We start from the raw sequence: 16,582 nt of genomic DNA on the forward strand, positions 1-16,582 counted from the left end.
AAATGCGTTTGCCCATCCGCCGCGGTTGCTTTACGATAGGAAATAGTCGGTGCAACATGGGAAGATCGAACGAGGAGGCAAAACGATGGACCACGGCAAACCGAAAGTATTCGCGGCGAAGCGCATCCCTCCGGAGGCGCTCGCTTACCTTGAACAGTACTGCGATGTGCGAAGCTGGGACGGCGACGGCCCGATTCCCCGCGAGCGTCTGCTCGCGGCGCTCGCCGACGCGGAAGGGCTGCTGACGTCGGGCGACGCGATCGACGACGAGCTTCTCGCTCGCGCGCCGAAGCTCCGGGCGGTCAGCACCGTGTCGGTCGGCTATAACCACTTCGACCTGGACGCAATGCGGCGCCGGGGCGTCGTCGGAACGCATACGCCTTACGTGCTCGACGACACGGTGGCGGACCTGGTGCTGGCGCTCATGCTGTCCGCCGCGCGGCGCGTAACGGAGCTGGACGCATACGTAAAGTCGGGGCGTTGGGAGCGGGGCCAACCCGAAGCGGCTCTGTTCGGAACGGACGTGCATCATGCGAGCTTGGGCATCGTCGGCCTCGGCCGAATCGGAGAGCGCATCGCCCAACGCGCGGTACACGGCTTCGGAATGAAGCTGTACTATCATAACCGGAGCCGCAATCCGGAAGCGGAGGAGCGGTACGGCGCGCAATACGTATCGATGGACGAGCTGCTCGGCGAGTCGGACTTCGTCGTCTTGATGACGCCGCTGACGCCGAAGACGGAACGATTTTTCCGGAAAGAGCATTTCGACCGCATGAAGCCGTCCGCCTTCTTCATTAACGCGTCGCGGGGCCGCACGGTGGACGAGAACGCGTTGGTCGAGGCGCTCGCGACGGGGCGCATTCGCGGCGCGGGACTCGACGTCTACGAGGTCGAGCCGGTCGACCCGAGCCATCCGCTGCTCGCGATGCCGAACGTCGTGACGCTGCCGCATATCGGCTCGGCGACCGCGCAGACGCGGCGCGACATGGCCCTAACGGCGGCGCGCAACCTGGTCGCGTCGCTCCGCGGAGACGAAGGCGCATACGTCGTGAAAGAGCTGCGATCGTAGCGGAGCTTCGCCCGCACGGTCAAAGATAGACGCATCGCTCGGACGAAATACCCATCCCCGGATTTCTTCGATGAATAGGATATACGGTCATCGAATCCATCGGAGGAGACGGGAGGTTTCGTTTCGTTGCTAAGGAAGCGGTATTGGCATGTCAAAAATAAATGGAAGCGGCATCTGATCTTGGCGGGTCATCCCGTCTTGAACCGGCACTTGCCGCCGACTCGCCTGCTTCGTCGGGATACCCTTCGCAAGTTTCTGAAGAAATACGGAGTCGTCTATGTGAAGCCGGTATTCGGCTCGTTCGGCAACCGGATTCTCAGGATCGCCAAGCGGGACGACGCGTATTTCCTTCACTATGAAAATAAGACGAAGCGCTACAAAAGCCGGAGGAAGGTCCTAAAGCGGGTATTCCGGCATACGCGGTCGCAGCTGTTCCACGTTCAGCGCGGCATAAGCCTCGTAAAACTGGGCGGCCATCCCGTCGATTTCCGCGTGCTGCTGCTCCGGCCCAAGTCGAAGTGGCGGATGATGGGCATAATGGGCAAGGCCGCGACAGGCAACCGCGTCGTGACGAACTACCACCATGGAGGCCGAGCGGTCCGATTCGGCGAGGCGCTGCGGCGCGCCGGTTGGTCGAACGACGACATCCGACGCGCGAAGGCGGACATCGAGCGGTTGTGCCTGATCGCGGCCGGTCGGTTCAGTCGTCGTTATAAACACTGCCGACGTCTCGGCATCGACATCGGATTGGACGAAGAGAAGCGGATTTGGTTTATCGAGCTCAACACGAACCCGTTCTACGAATTGTTCCGACACCATGAAAACCGTAATCTGTACGGCAAGATCGATCGGCTGATGAAGCGCATCGAATCCGTGCAATCCAATCGATGGTAACCGAACGCCGACTCCAGCAGTCGGCGTATTTATTTTGGGAGACGTTCGGATGTCAACGCTCCCAAAATAGTGTAGAATATAGTAAGCCCCTTACTAGAAGTCAGAGAAGGAAGAAGGATTCGCAGCAATGGTATACGTTCGCCTCTTTTCCCTCGCCTTGTTCGCGGTCGCGCTGGGCGTCGCCGCGGCCGGAATAGGTTCCTTCCGACTTTCGGGCGAATACTGGAAGTATTTCGGTATTTATTTACTATTTTCCATACTCTACAATCATCTTCGCTTCATCAGCAAGAAGGGGAAGACGGAGATCGAATACGGCATTAATTATGGATTATCCCTAGGCCTGTACGCCGGACCGACGGGCTTATTTTTGTTCGAGCTCGCCTACCGATTCGCGAACGTCTTGTACCGCAAGCTGGACCGAACGGCGGATCCGGAGGAATGGTCGGATTTCTTCTACAACGTAGGCTCGTTCGTCATCCAAAATACAGTCGCCTTCTTCTTATTCTCATGGCTCGCGCATGGCGCGGGAGATGTCCACGGCTCGCTCTATTGGATCGCGATCGCCGCGGCGGCGCTGTTGACCGGTTTCCTATCCGACACGCTGATCGTCGTCTCATTCGTGCTCGAACGGGAAATTCGTACTTGGAATGAAGCGTTGGAATTATATAAAACTAGGACGCCGATGGCTATCGCGCAAACCGCTCTCACCAACGGTTTGCTGTTTTACTTTATCGCGGCGGACGAATGGCCGATGCTCGTCGGGTTGTTCCTTCTCAATTACTTGGCCAGCTACTCGATGCTGTTCAAAGCGCAGAGCATCCAAGCCCGGGTGGAGCGAGACAACTTCGAGAAGATGGCGTATACGGACCATCTGACGGGCGTGCATAACCGGACGTATATGGAAAAGGTGATCCAATCGATGGAGGGCGGGAACGAGCCGATCGGGATCGTCGTGACGGACATCGACCGGTTCAAGTGCATCAACGACACCTATAACCATTCCGTCGGGGACCGGGTCATCCGGCATTTCGCGGACACGATGAAGGCGTCGTGCGCCGAGAACGACATCGTCATCCGTACCGGGGGCGAAGAATTCACGCTGCTGCTTCGGGGGCGTTCGTACGACGATTGCCTCGATTTTTGCGAGCGGCTTCGCCGCGTCGTGGAAGAGAGCGTCGTCGAAGCGGAATTCGGAGGCGCTCGCGTCGACATCAGGTACACCGCGTCGTTCGGCATATATTTCCGAACGGCCGGCAGCGTGACGCCGCTCGCGAGCGGATACGTCCACGCCGACAATCTGCTGCTGCAATCGAAGCAGCAAGGCCGCAACCGAATCGCCGGCGCGCGGGAAGCCATCGCATAGGATAGAATTCATAGGAACCCTTCGGGGTTCTTTTCTTTTTTTTCTAAGGTATTCTCGTACGGTTACTCCGGTTAAAAGCGCTTCCACTCGGTTCTATAATCGAGACAGAAACAGTGAAGCGCAATGCAGAGAGAATCGGAGGAGACGCCGTAGATGGAAACCAAGCTCGACCCGAACTCGATCCGCCCGGTCGGCCGGCCTTCCGCGCTCCGCGCCTGGGCGCAGAAGACGGTCGCCCAGCGAGAGTTGCTCTTAATGACCGTACCCCTGATCGGACTCGTCATCGTGTTCAACTATTTGCCGCTGTACGGATGGCTGATCGCGTTCCAAGACTTCAAGGTCGCTAGAGGCATAAGCGGCAGTCCGTTCGTCGGATTCGAAAACTTCCAACAGTTGTTCAAGGACCCGCACTTCTTCCGCGTCCTGCGCAATACGCTCGCCATGGGCTTCCTAAACTTGATCTTCGGCTTTCTCGGAGCGGTCGGTCTCGCGATCGCGTTGAACGAAGTCCGGGTGCGCTGGTTCAAGCGGTCGGTGCAGACGATCACGTACATCCCGCACTTCGTCTCGTGGGTCGTCATCGCCAACATCGCGCATGTGCTGCTGTCCCCGGACGGGGGCCTCTTGAACGACCTGATGACTGGAATCGGCCTGATCGGCGAACCGTTCTACTTCATGGCTCGGCCGGATTGGTTTTGGGGGATTAATACGTTCTTCTATTTTTGGAAAGAAGTAGGCTGGAACGCGATTATTTACCTCGCGGTACTCGCCGGCGTCAATCCGGATTTGTACGAGGCGGCCGACGTCGACGGAGCGGGGCGCATGCGCAAAATTTGGCATATCTCGATTCCGTCGCTTATGCCGGTAGCGATCATAATGTTGACGATGTCGCTCGGCTGGGTCATCCAGAGCGGATACGAATCGCAATATTTGCTCGGCAACTCGATGGTCATCGACTACTCGGAAGTGCTCGACCTGTACGCGCTGCGGTATTCGTTCCAGATCGGCGATTACGGCGCGGGGGCGGCCATCAGCATTTTCAAATCGGTCGTCAGCATCCTTATGGTGTTATCCGTCAACTATTTCGCGAAAAAGACCGGCAACGGCGGCTTGTTCTAAGGGGGGGTTGACATTGAAAACGATAAAACTCGGAGACGCCGCGCTATCGACGATTTTATATACCGGTCTTACGCTCTTCAGCTTGTTTACGCTTTACCCGTTCATTAACATTCTCGCGGTATCGCTGAACGATAAAATCGACACGATCCGCGGGGGCATCTACTTATGGCCGCGCGTCTGGTCCACGCAAAACTATGCGGAGATATTCGCGAATCCGCACTTGTTCGGCGCATTCCTAATGTCCGTGCTCCGGACGGTGGTCGGCACGGCGCTCGGCATTCTTTGCACCGCATTGTTCGCATACGCGCTAAGCACGAAGGAATTCATGTACCGCAAGCTGCTGAACGGGATGCTCGTCGTGACGCTGTATGTGAACGGGGGGCTCATTCCGACGTACCTCTTGATCAAAAATCTCGAGCTCATGAACACGTTCTGGGTTTATATTCTTCCGCTGCTCGTCAGCGGGTTTTACATCATCATCATGCGGAGCTATTTCGAGACCTTGCCCGAGGGTCTCATCGAATCGGCGAAGATCGACGGAGCGGGCCATTTCCAAACGTTGTTTCGCATCGTCATGCCGGTCAGCCTTCCGGTGCTCGCCACGATCACGCTGTTCGTCGCGGTACTGCACTGGAATTCCTGGTTCGACAACTTCTTATACACAAGCCGCGAGCAAAACCTAAGCTTGCTGCAATACGAATTAATGAAAATCTTGCTCAGCGCCATGAACCAATCGGCTGGCCAGCAGGCGCATATCGACGAGAGCACGATAAACATCGCGAATCCGCAATCGGTACGCTCCGCGATGACGATCATCGTCACCGTCCCGATTCTGCTCGTCTATCCGTTCCTGCAGCGGTACTTCGTGAAGGGCATGACCGTAGGCGCGATGAAGGAATGAAGGTGTATCCAAGGCGATTCGCCTTTGATATAAAAAATTACACATGAGGGGCAGATGGAAATGAAAAGCAAAAAAGCATGGCTTCATGTATTGCTCGCGGTGTGTCTCGTCCTGATCATTACAGCATGTTCCGGAGGCGGCGGAGGGGGGGCGGCCGAACCGTCGGAGCCGTCCGGGACCGTCGAACCGTCCGGGCAGGCGGAGACGCCCGCGGTCGAGGAGCCGAAGACGCTCGAGCCGATCGAGTACACGTTCGGCGCGAGCGACAGCAAAGCGCAGTGGGGCGGACCGATCAATCAGGTCATGGAGGAAAAGACGGGCGTGTCGCTCAAGTACGAAAACATCGTCGGCGACCAATTCCAGAAATGGGATTTATGGCTCGCCTCCGGGGACTATCCGGACATCGTCCGTCTCGACGCCGAGTACGTCAGCAAATACCGGGATGCGGGAGCGATCATTCCGCTCAACGACTTAATCGACCGGCATGGACCGAACATTAAAGCGAAGTGGGGAGACAATCTGGATATGCTCCGCCACCCCGACGGCAATATCTATTCCTTATACTCGGTGAATCTCGCCGAAGAAGCCCCGGCGGATTCCGCGGCGCAATTCGTGGTCCAGTACGCCGTCTTGGAGGAAGCGGGCTTCCCGCAAATCAAGACGTTGGACCAATTGTACGCGCTTATTAAAGACTACGCCGCGAAGCACCCGGAGATCGACGGCAACCCGACGATCGGGTTCAGCGCCGCCGCGGATTCGTGGACGATGAAGATCTTCTTCAACAACGCATCGGTGTACGCGAACGGACTTCCGGACCACGGCAATTTCGTAATCGACGAGAACAATCAAGTGAAATGGAATTTTACGTCCGACAACGCCGTCCAATATTATAAATTCCTCAACACGCTTTACAACGAAAAGTTACTGGATAAAGAATCGTTCACGTTGACCGACCAAGCGCTCCAAGCGAAGATGGCGCAAGGACGCGTGCTCGCCGCTTACGCGCCGAGCTGGTTCGTCAGCGGTCCGCAAGCGACGCTTCGCGCGGCAGGCAATCTCGACCGCCAATACGCGCATCTTCCGATTTATATGAACGAGAACGTCGTCGACCGCAGCAACGCGATGACGGCCGCGAACGGCGGCACGGCGGAGTGGGTCATTACGGAACAGGCGAAAAACCCGGAGCGCATCATTCAATTCATCGACTTCCTGTTCTCCGACGAAGGCCAAATCTTGACGCAATGGGGCATCGAGGGCGTTCATTACGACGTCGTGAACGGCAAGCGTCAACAGCGCCAAGATTGGATCGACAAGAAGACGGCCGATCCGGATCTGCAATACAAGGAAGGGATGCAAGCCGAAGCTACCGGCGGTCCGACGAGTTGGTTCGGCGTCGGACACGGCGCGCTGCTGGGCGACGGCGATCTTGCGACGCCGGTCACGCCGGAATCCGTGCGCAAAAACTACGACGAGAAGACGCTCGAGGTGTTGGATGCATACGGGATCCAGACGTGGGCGGACCTGCTTCCTCCGGTCACGAAGGTGAAGGGATATTTGTGGCAGCTTCAGCCGCCGTCCGACGACGAGTTCAAGCGTATGGATCAACAGCTCGAGGACTTGTTCCGCAAGGCGATCCCGAGCATCGTCATGTCGAAGGACGCCGCGGACTTCGACGCGCAAGTCGCCTCGTTCCGCGACGAAGCGGCGAAGATCGGCCTCGACAAGTACGAAGCCGCGTTTAATAAGATATGGAACGATTTCATCAACAAATAAACGATATCGTTGGGACGCATCCTCGACCGTTCGCGGTCGGGGATCGTCTCGCCTTAAGGGAGCGAGAGGGCATGTATTTCGGGGCGTGTTATTATCCGGAGCAATGGCCGGAGGAGCGATGGGCGACCGACGCGAAGCTGATGCGGGAAGCCGGCTTCAACGTCGTCCGGATCGGGGAATTCGCGTGGAACGACTTCGAGCCGAGGGAAGGCGCGTTCGACTTCGATTGGTTGGACCGCTGCCTCGCGCTGCTTGCGAACGAAGGGATTCGCGTCATTCTCGGGACGCCGACCGCGAGTCCGCCGAAGTGGATCATGGATCGGCACCCCGAGCTGTATAAACGGGACATGTACGGCCATGTGCGGGGCTTCGGGACGCGGATGCATTATTGCTTCAACGGAACCGAGTATTTGCCTTACGTCCGTCGCGTCGTGGGCGCGATGGCGGCGAGGTACAAGGATCATCCGTCCGTCGTCGGCTGGCAAATCGATAACGAGTTCGGCTGCTCCGACACGACGTGGTGTTATTGCGATCGCTGCAAGGTCGCGTTCCAGCGCTGGCTGCGCTCGAAATACGGTACGATCGAAGCGGTGAACGAGGCCTGGGGAACCGTCGTTTGGAACAATCGGTACGCCTCGTTCGAGGAGATCGAGACGCCGAAGCTTACCGTATACCAGCTTCATAACCCGGGTCTGCAGCTGGATTTCCGCCGGTTTTCCTCCGACGCCGTCCGCGATTTCATGAACGTACAGGTCGAACTGCTTCGGGCCGCGGCGCCGGGGCAGCCGATCACGCACAACATGATGGGCACGTTCAACGAGATCGATTACTACAAGATGTCGGAGACGCTCGACGTGGCGGGGCTCGACTTGTATCCGAACTTCCCGCATAACGAGCCGATCAATCCTTATACGCCCGCCTTGTTCCACGACGCGACGCGCGGCTTCAAGCATGCCAATTATTGGGTGCTGGAGCATCAAAGCGGCACCCCCGGCGGCAATATTCTGAAGGAGACGCCGAAGCCCGGGGAGCTTCGCCGCTGGACGTACCAGTCGATCGCGCGCGGCGCCGATGCGGTCGTCTATTTCCGGTGGCGAACGGCGACGTTCGGGGCGGAGGAATATTGGCACGGCATTCTGCAGCATAGCGGCGTCCCGGGTCGCAAGTTCGAAGAGGTTCGCCGCATCGGCGAGGAGGTCGCGAGGCTTGCTCCCCATCTGGAAGGGACGACGGTCCGAAACGACGTCGCGATCGTCCGATCGTTCGACAACGATTGGGCGTTCGCGATTCAGCCGCACGCGCCGGGTTACGAATATTTGCGCCAGGTGCGCAATTACCATCGGTATTTCGTCGAATGCGGCGCCGGGGTCGACGTCGTGTCCCCTGACGCGGACTTCGGCGCGTACCGCGTCGTCATCCTGCCGAACCTCGCGATCGTCGACGACGCGCTCGTCGGCAAGATTTCTCGGTTCGTCGAAGCGGGCGGCGCGGCGGTGCTCGACTTCCGCGCGGGCTCGAAGCAACCGGACAACCGGATGCGCGCCGAGGTGCTCCCCGGCCCGTTCAAGCCGCTGCTCGGCATCGCCATCGACGACTACGGCATCATCCCGCTCGATCGGAAGCAGCGCGTCGCGTTCGAAGGCGACGGGACCGAATGCGAAGCGAGCGTCTGGTACGACGTGATCGAGCCGAACGACGCCGAGACGGTCGCCTCGTTCGCGAGCGATTACTTCGCCGGGGCGCCGGCGATCACGCGCCGCCGTCATGGCCGCGGCCTTGCGTATTACGTCGGTACGGAGCTGGATCGCGCGGGCGTGCGCAAGCTGCTCGACGCGGTTCTGACCGCGCAAGGCGCGACACCGGATTGGACGGTCGATCATCCCGAAGTGGAGGTGTCCGTAAGATCCGACGGGGGTCGTCGCGTGACGTTCGCGATCAATCACGCGAGCGTCCCCGTGCCGATCCGCCCGCCGGCGGGCAGCGTCGACCTGCTCGCGGCCGAACCGGGAGCGGCGTGTCCGGAGGAGGAGCTGCTGCAGCCGAACGACGTGTTCGTATTCCTGCAAGAAGATTAATGATTCATGGTAGGCGCTTCCAACGACCCATGATAAAATACGAGGGGATGTACAAATTGGCGATGGAGGCGGTATGGACATGAAGTTGGCGGCGCAGTTATACACGGTTCGGGATTTCTTGAAGACGCCGGAGGACATTGCGGAGAGCCTACGCAAAATTAAAGCGATCGGGTATAACGCGGTGCAAGCGTCCGGCGTCGGTCCGATCGACGACGCGTCGTTCCGGCGTCTCGCCGACGAAGCGGGCGTGACGATCTGCGCGACGCACGTCGGGTTCGACGCGCTGAAGAACCGTCCGGAAGACGTGATCGCGCAGCACAAGCTGTGGGATTGCAAATACGTCGGTTTGGGCGGACTCCCGGTCGAAAACCGCGCGGATCGCGCCGGGTACGCTTCGTTCGCGGAGACGGCGACCGAGATCGGACGAAGGATGAACGAAGCCGGACTGAAGTTCATCTATCACAACCACGACTTCGAATTCGCCAAGTACGAGGGCAAGACGGGGATGGACATTCTATTCGAGGAATCGGATCCGAACGTCGTGGACTTCGAGCTTGACGTCTACTGGGTGCAGGCGGGCGGCGGCGACCCGGTCGAATGGATTCGCAAGGCGGAGGGCCGGATGAAGGTCGTACACTTCAAGGACATGATCGTGACGCCGAGCCGCGAGCAGCGCTTCGCCGAGGTCGGCGAAGGCAACATGAATTTCAAGGGCATCCTGCAGGCGTGCCTGGACATCGGCGTCGAGTGGGCGGCGGTGGAGCAGGACAACTGCTATGGCCGCGATCCGTTCGAGAGTCTCGCGATCAGCTTCCGCAATTTACGGGAGCTCGGCGCGGAAGCATAGGCGGCAACGGAGCCGCGGGTAACGGGGTCGTGACCGCGTTCCGAACGATTCGTTACTGAAACCGTGACAAGCTGTCATGCGGCTTCGCCCGGTTCCGTCCTATGATGGGGAGGAGTTCATCCGATCCACCATAAGGAGGCGAATGATGTGAGTCGCGCGGGGCAAGTGGCGCTCGTGACGGGCGGCAACAAGGGCATCGGCTTCGAGATTTGCCGTCGGCTCGGGGAGTTGGGCGTAACGGTGTTGGTGGGGGCGAGAAGCAGGAACCGAGGCGTCGAAGCGGCGGAACGTCTCGTCCTGGAAGGGGCGAGCGCCGAGTGGGTGCCGCTCGACGTCGTCGACGCGGTGTCCGTCGAACGGGCCGCGACCGCGATCGAGGACAGATTCGGCAAGCTGGACATTCTCGTGAACAATGCAGGCATCTTCTTGCCGGAGCCGACGCCCGGCGCGCTGGATGCCGGCACGATGAAGGCGGTATACGAAACGAACGTGTTCGGCGTCCAACGCGTCACTTCGGCGATGCTGCCGCTGCTGCGGCGTTCGCCTGCCGGCCGCATCGTCAATATGTCCAGCTCGCTCGGGTCGCTCGGCTTGCACGGCGACCCGAGCTTCGAGCTCGGCGGTTTTCTGGCGTCGGCTTATAACTCTTCGAAAACCGCGGTCAACGCGATGACGGTCATGCTCGCGAAGGAGCTCGCGGGTACTCCGATCAAGGTGAACGCGGCGGACCCCGGCTATTGCGCGACCGACATGAACGGCCGTTCCGGTCCGCGAACGCCGGCGCAAGGCGCCCGGGCGGCGGTCCGGTTGGCCATGCTGCCGGCGGACGGACCGACCGGCCGTCTGTTCGACGAGAAAGGTCCGCTTCCTTGGTAGCGTAATACAATGGAGAACCTTGCAGCCCCCGGCGACGCCGGCGACTCGCAAGGTTTTTCTGCGTCCGCTCGTTAATGCGCGTCGGAAAATGTCGGTATTTTCGACTACTCACCTCGTCCCCGATTCGATACAATGACATAGAACGATTGGTAATCTAAATTCAGTATCGGAGGAATCTTTAATGATCATCGGATCCGGAAATCACCGCTACGACATGAATCCGGCTTGGGCGCAGCTGCCTGAGTCGATTCGGTTCGGCTATTGCCACGGCATCGTCACCGATTCGGAAGACAACGTATATGTATTCCATACGAACGCGCCGTGCGTCGTGAAGTTCGATCCCGAAGGGCGGTATCTCGCTTCGTGGGGCGACGAATACGAAGGCGGCGCGCATGGGTTCTACTTGCATGACGAAGGCGGCGAACAGTACTTATACATCACGGATACGGCTCGAGGCTCGGTCGTCAAGACGACGTTGTCGGGCGAGAAGGTGCTGGAGCTCGGCGCTCCGGATTTGCCGAACGCGTACGACGCGGAACGCAAGTACGTTCCGACCGACGTCGCGGTCGCCCCGAACGGCGACATCTACGTCGCCGACGGCTATGGGCAGAACTGGGTTCACCGCTACCGGGCGAACGGGGAATACGTCGGTTCGTTCGGCGGCACGGGATCGGAGCCGGGGCGGTTCAAGTGCCCCCACGGCATCTCCGTCGACGTGCGCCGGGGCGAGCCGGAGCTCTATGTCGCCGATCGCGGCAACCATCGCATCCAAGTGTTAACGCCGGACGGCGAGCCGATTCGGATCATCGACGAAAATATGGATATGCCCTGCAGCTTCTTCTTCCACGGCGACGAGATGATCTTCCCGGACCTGCACAGCCGCGTCACGATTTTCGATGCGAACGATACGTTCGTCACGCATCTCGGGGAAGACCAACTCGCTTATAAGCAACAAGGCTGGCCGAATTTGCCGGAGTCGTACTTCCGAGGCAATCGTTTCAGCTCTCCCCACGGCGTCTGCGCGGATCGGTCGGGCAATATTTACGTGGCGGAGTGGACGGTGAACGGAAGAGTGACGAAGCTTACGAAAATGTAGTCGAACGTTCAAGGCCGAGCGAACGTTCCGTTGGCGGGGATAACGTGTGACGTCGCTCACATCCGGACGAGCCGCGATGCGGTATCGTAAAGGTATACCCAACCCCAGAGGAGTTGAGCGGATATGCCTACCCGGTACTCGCTGCTTGTGTTTTCCCGTACGTTCGAACCGATGGTCGAGGAACACGACGCGCTGAAGAAGCGAATGCGTCGCCTGCAGCACGAGGTACGCGCGGATGCGGCGATCGCGGATCCGATACAACTGTTGCGTCGGACGAAGGATGAATTCGTAGACTTCATGCAGGATCTCGCTTCTTATGCCGCATGGGAGGAGCATGCGATCTTCCCGGTCGTCCTGCCGAACGCGACGCACGGTCCGAGTACGGTTACCGTCTTGGAGCATAACGTGGAAATTTCGGCGCACTACTTTCGGACGTTCTTGGACATGACGCGGAACGAAGCGGCGATGGAGCGGGAAGCGCATGCGGCGGAAGCGCTGTCCAACATGGCGTTGACGCTGCAGCATATCGGCAAATATTTCAAGCTGGAAGAGCAGCTCGTCTTCCCGGTATCCGAGCGGCTTATGGATACGTTAGCCTATAACGCGCAGTAATCGTCCATTCGCGGCGACCGGTCGACGAAGGACGGTGCGGCATGACAGAAATATGACAAAGTCGATGACAAACCGGCTTGGTTTGTCACTGGCGCGGCATTCGTTCATCTCTTAGGATAAGGATGTAGCGACTTTCCAAGAAGAGAGGGAACGGGAATGCTAACGATGACTCAGCGGAAGCTGGCGTTTTGGGTCGGGACGGCGGCGTTGCTGGCGGCCGGCGCGTTATGGCTGCTGGCGGGGGCCGGCTCCGGGGCGGAAGCGGGCGAAGAAATCGCGCGGCGCATCATCGTCTACGGACCGAACAGCGAAGCGTAACCCGAAGAAATCACGGCCTTCAGCCGCATTCGTTCGCGAATGCGGCCGATTCGCGTTCGTTCCGAGTCGGTGGATTTGATATAATATAAGCCAACGAGAATTTTCGGGCCGCCGCGTTCGCGTCCGTCCCGCGGGAATGAGGAGAACATATGTGTCGTAATATCAAGACGTTATTCAACTTCGATCCGCCGGCGACCGAAGAGGAGATCATGGCGGCTTCGCTGCAATTCGTTCGGAAGGTGAGCGGCTTTAACGAGCCGTCGAAGGCGAACGCCGATGCGTTCCGCGCTGCCGTGGACGAGGTCGCGGCCGCCGCGAGCCGATTGTTGGACTCGCTCGTCACGAACGCCGAGCCGCGCAATCGGGACGTCGAACTCGAACGAGCGCGCGCGCGCAACGCCAAGCGCTTCGGCAATCCATCGAGCGGAGGCGGGAACGATGGTTGAGTCCCCGTCATGGAGCCGGTTGAAGGCGCGGTTGGAGTATGAGGAAGCGAAAGCGCGAATGGATCGCCAGGTGAACGATTGGTTGGACGAAGCGGTCCGCGACTTCGAGGCGAAAGGCGGACTGGAGCATGTACAGGGCAAGGGGAAGCCCCTTCGCATCGAGACGGGAGACCCGATCAACGGGGTGCTGAAGGCCGCGAACGTGAAGCCGCCTTGGCTGGAGCTTCAGCATGAAATCCGCGACGGGCTTCGCGCGTTGAAGCGAGAGTTCGATCAGGAGCCTTCCGTCGCCGCCCTGCGGGCGCTGGAGGCGATCAACCTGAAGATCTCCCGGTATAACGCGCTCGTTCCGCATTATTCGATGCAGAAGGCGAAGATCGATCCGGCGACGCTGGACCGCCAATCGGAGTCGTGGGAGTAGCGGAAGAGCGGGCAAAACCTCTTGTTCTCGCCCGCTCTTTAGAGATATAATGGACAAGGTATTCTTGAGTACTGCCGAATCAAACGAGAAAGCGGGAACGTCATGGGCCGTAAGTGGAATAATATCAAAGAAAAGAAAGCGTCGAAAGACGCGAATACGAGTCGAGTTTATGCGAAATTCGGCCTTGAAATTTATGTCGCCGCGCGCAAGGGCGAACCGGACCCCGAGTCCAACCGCGCGCTGAAGGTCGTACTCGAACGGGCGAAGACGTATAACGTGCCGAAGGCGATCATCGATCGGGCGATCGATAAGGCGAAGCGCGGCGCGGAAGAAAACTATGAAGAGCTGCGTTACGAAGGCTTCGGGCCGAACGGTTCGATGATCATCGTCGACGCGCTTACGAATAATGTCAACCGGACGGCGGCGGCCGTTCGCGCGGCGTTCAGCAAGAACGGCGGCAACTTGGGCGTGACCGGTTCGGTGTCTTACATGTTCGACGCCGCGGCGGTGCTCGGCGTCGAAGGGAAGACGGCGGACGAAGTCATCGAGCTGCTGCTCGAAGCGGACGTCGACGCGCGCGACGTCGTCGAAGAAGACGAATCCGTCATCGTGTATGCCGCTCCGGAGCAATTCTATGCGGTGCAAGAGGCGTTCAAGCAAGCGGGCATTACGGATTTCACGGTCGCCGAAATTACGATGATCGCGCAGAACGACGTCGAGCTGTCGGGAGACGCGTTGACGCAATTCGAGAAAATCGTCGACACGCTCGAGGACCTTGAAGACGTCCAGCAGGTGTATCACAACGTGGATATGGGCGAGTAAGCTCGGGATCGTAACGCTTGAGGGAAACCTTAAGCGTTATTTTTTTATCCCTTCGCATACATATACATAGTCGTAAGTCAGGAACAAGGAACGGGGATGTCGACCGTGCTCGAAACTACGTCGTCTCATCGATAATTCAAGAAAAAGTACCGAACGCCGTCGGAATCGATCGGATGCAAAAAAGGTTTGAAAACCGAATGTTACCACTCTATAATGAGTACAGGTTCTCGAAACGAGAACGAATATCAGGCATTCTATCAACGGAGAACGGAAATCATCGGGAACAGGATGAAGCTGATCATGAACGTTGACAGTACGGAAACCAAGGGAGTCAAAGTTACGCATCTTAGTCAATTGGCCTCCGTCGGTCAAATCGCGGCGGGCATCGCCCATGAAGTAAAAAACCCGCTCACCGCGGTGAAGGGGTTTCTGCAGCTCCTTAAGGAGAAGAACGAAAAACAATATATCGAAATCGCTCAGACGGAGCTGGATAACGCGATCGGCATATTACAAAATTTGTTGCACGTATCCAAGCCCGACCTGGAGGACGAGCCGTTCGAATCGATCGACTTGGCCGTCGAGCTGGAATCGGTGTCGCAATTGTTCCAGGACCAGTTATACCGCGTTACCCTCGAGAAGCGGCTGGACCAACCCGGACATTTGGTCATGGGGAAGCGGAATCAACTTAAGAAGGCATTTTTCAATTTGCTGAAGAACGCATTCGAAGCGATTCCGGACGAAGGGCGAATTACGATCGATTATTCGGCCGACGAAAATTTCGTCACGATCGTCATCAAGGATAACGGCGTCGGCATTCCGAAACAGAAGATGGATTTGCTGGGGACGCCGTTCTTCTCGACGAAATCGAACGGCACCGGCATGGGGCTCACACTGGTCTTCTCCGTCGTTTACCAACATAACGGCGTGATCAACGTCGAAAGCGAGGAGCACGTCGGAACGACGTTCACGATGACCTTCCCGAAGGAGACCGGCTTGATCAAACGGAAGGAAGTGCAACGATTGGAGCTGGAGATGCCGGAGTATCCCGATTTAAAGACGTTCTTCAGGCTAAATCGGAACCACTTCGAAGAACGGCTGCTAAGGGAAGCCGTCAACGTAAAGGGTAAGATCGACGAAATCTTGAAGATCGGAAATATTAACCTGATCGACAACGCCCATAAGCTGGTCCTCTTCATCGTAGAAGGGAGAGAACACGAGGTCGTCGCCTTCGCGAAGACCGAGGGCGTCGTGTGGGCGAAGCATTCGCTCACGCTCGCCTTCAAGCTGGAGTGGATCCAATCGGTTCGTCGCGTCATGTGGGATTTCCTCTATAATTACGACCGACTGCATAATTCGGCGGGCACCATCGAGGACTTCTATACGATGGAGAAGCGGATTAACGAATTGATGGATATGTTCCTGAGTCATTTCTTTATTAATTATTCGCAACTCAAGGACGACCTGATCCGCGCCCAACGCGAAATGGTGGATGATTTGTCGGTCCCGATCATCCCGCTGACTCCGACGATCTCGATCCTGCCGTTGATCGGAACGATCGATTCGTATCGATCGGGGACGATTCAAGAGAAGGTGATCACGAAAATCGGCAACGATCGGCTCGAGACGTTGATCATCGATTTATCCGGCGTCGTCGAAATCGAACCGAACGTTATTAACGAATTGATCAGCCTGATCGCCGGCATCAAGATGATGGGCTGCGAAACTATCATTACGGGGCTGCGTCCGGAGGTCGTGAAGGTGATGGTTCGCATGTCGTTAACGTTCGAGGACAAAGCGACGCTCCGAGGTACGCTGCAGCAAGCGCTGAAAGATCATTTGGGATCTATTATCGGAACATGACGATCGCTGCCGCATCCAATGGATGCGGCTCTTATTTTTCTACCTCGAGTCGATCGATACGATTGACATTCCTCGAATCGAAGCTTAATA

General features: G+C 58.0%; 16 protein-coding genes. All 16 read left to right on the forward strand.

The annotated features are described in order from the left end of the window. The first annotated feature begins 85 nt into the window (after nt 1-85). Nucleotides 86-1,069: a 2-hydroxyacid dehydrogenase gene (locus FE782_RS08110; RefSeq protein WP_138193580.1), complete on the forward strand. Its 984-nt coding sequence runs from the start codon at nt 86-88 to the stop codon at nt 1,067-1,069. Nucleotides 1,070-1,195: 126 nt separating this feature from the next. Further along, on the forward strand, nt 1,196-1,963 hold the full coding sequence (locus FE782_RS08115) for a YheC/YheD family protein (RefSeq protein ID WP_138193581.1): 768 nt from the start codon (nt 1,196-1,198) through the stop codon (nt 1,961-1,963). Between the two features lie 127 nt (nt 1,964-2,090). Beyond that, nucleotides 2,091-3,326, forward strand: a complete 1,236-nt coding sequence (locus FE782_RS08120; RefSeq protein WP_138193582.1) for a GGDEF domain-containing protein — start codon at nt 2,091-2,093, stop codon at nt 3,324-3,326. A 153-nt stretch (nt 3,327-3,479) separates the two neighbouring features. Further along, nucleotides 3,480-4,445, forward strand: coding sequence for an ABC transporter permease (locus tag FE782_RS08125; protein ID WP_138193583.1), 966 nt, complete (start codon nt 3,480-3,482; stop codon nt 4,443-4,445). A gap of 13 nt (nt 4,446-4,458) precedes the next feature. Beyond that, a complete protein-coding gene (locus FE782_RS08130; protein ID WP_138193584.1) occupies nt 4,459-5,346 on the forward strand; it encodes a carbohydrate ABC transporter permease in 888 nt (295 codons plus the stop codon). A 60-nt stretch (nt 5,347-5,406) separates the two neighbouring features. Next, nucleotides 5,407-7,119 carry an extracellular solute-binding protein gene (locus FE782_RS08135; RefSeq protein WP_158299299.1) on the forward strand — a complete coding sequence of 571 codons (1,713 nt, stop codon included), beginning with the start codon at nt 5,407-5,409 and terminating at the stop codon, nt 7,117-7,119. A gap of 71 nt (nt 7,120-7,190) precedes the next feature. Continuing rightward, nucleotides 7,191-9,194, forward strand: a complete 2,004-nt coding sequence (locus FE782_RS08140) for a beta-galactosidase (RefSeq protein WP_158299300.1) — start codon at nt 7,191-7,193, stop codon at nt 9,192-9,194. Between the two features lie 79 nt (nt 9,195-9,273). Continuing rightward, nucleotides 9,274-10,041: a sugar phosphate isomerase/epimerase family protein gene (locus tag FE782_RS08145; RefSeq protein WP_138193587.1), complete on the forward strand. Its 768-nt coding sequence runs from the start codon at nt 9,274-9,276 to the stop codon at nt 10,039-10,041. Nucleotides 10,042-10,188: 147 nt separating this feature from the next. Continuing rightward, nucleotides 10,189-10,917, forward strand: coding sequence for an SDR family oxidoreductase (locus FE782_RS08150; protein WP_138193588.1), 729 nt, complete (start codon nt 10,189-10,191; stop codon nt 10,915-10,917). Between the two features lie 181 nt (nt 10,918-11,098). Beyond that, a complete protein-coding gene (locus FE782_RS08155; protein ID WP_138193589.1) occupies nt 11,099-12,013 on the forward strand; it encodes an NHL repeat-containing protein in 915 nt (304 codons plus the stop codon). A 123-nt stretch (nt 12,014-12,136) separates the two neighbouring features. After that, nucleotides 12,137-12,625 carry a hemerythrin domain-containing protein gene (locus FE782_RS08160; protein WP_138193590.1) on the forward strand — a complete coding sequence of 163 codons (489 nt, stop codon included), beginning with the start codon at nt 12,137-12,139 and terminating at the stop codon, nt 12,623-12,625. A 156-nt stretch (nt 12,626-12,781) separates the two neighbouring features. Next, nucleotides 12,782-12,943 (forward strand): hypothetical protein, encoded by a 162-nt coding sequence (locus FE782_RS32245; RefSeq protein ID WP_158299301.1) that lies wholly within the window; start codon nt 12,782-12,784, stop codon nt 12,941-12,943. Between the two features lie 149 nt (nt 12,944-13,092). Continuing rightward, nucleotides 13,093-13,389, forward strand: a complete 297-nt coding sequence (locus tag FE782_RS08165; RefSeq protein WP_138193591.1) for a DUF2277 domain-containing protein — start codon at nt 13,093-13,095, stop codon at nt 13,387-13,389. After that, nucleotides 13,382-13,810 (forward strand): DnaJ family domain-containing protein, encoded by a 429-nt coding sequence (locus FE782_RS08170; protein ID WP_138193592.1) that lies wholly within the window; start codon nt 13,382-13,384, stop codon nt 13,808-13,810. The genes FE782_RS08165 and FE782_RS08170 overlap by 8 nt, the downstream gene beginning before the upstream one ends. A gap of 102 nt (nt 13,811-13,912) precedes the next feature. Further along, complete coding sequence (locus FE782_RS08175; RefSeq protein ID WP_138193593.1) at nt 13,913-14,632, forward strand: YebC/PmpR family DNA-binding transcriptional regulator; 720 nt, start codon at nt 13,913-13,915, stop codon at nt 14,630-14,632. Between the two features lie 300 nt (nt 14,633-14,932). After that, complete coding sequence (locus FE782_RS08180; RefSeq protein WP_138193594.1) at nt 14,933-16,492, forward strand: ATP-binding protein; 1,560 nt, start codon at nt 14,933-14,935, stop codon at nt 16,490-16,492. Nucleotides 16,493-16,582 lie beyond the last annotated feature (90 nt).

Origin of the sequence: Paenibacillus antri (assembly GCF_005765165.1) — a bacterium.
Lineage (GTDB): Bacteria > Bacillota > Bacilli > Paenibacillales > YIM-B00363 > Paenibacillus_AE > Paenibacillus_AE antri.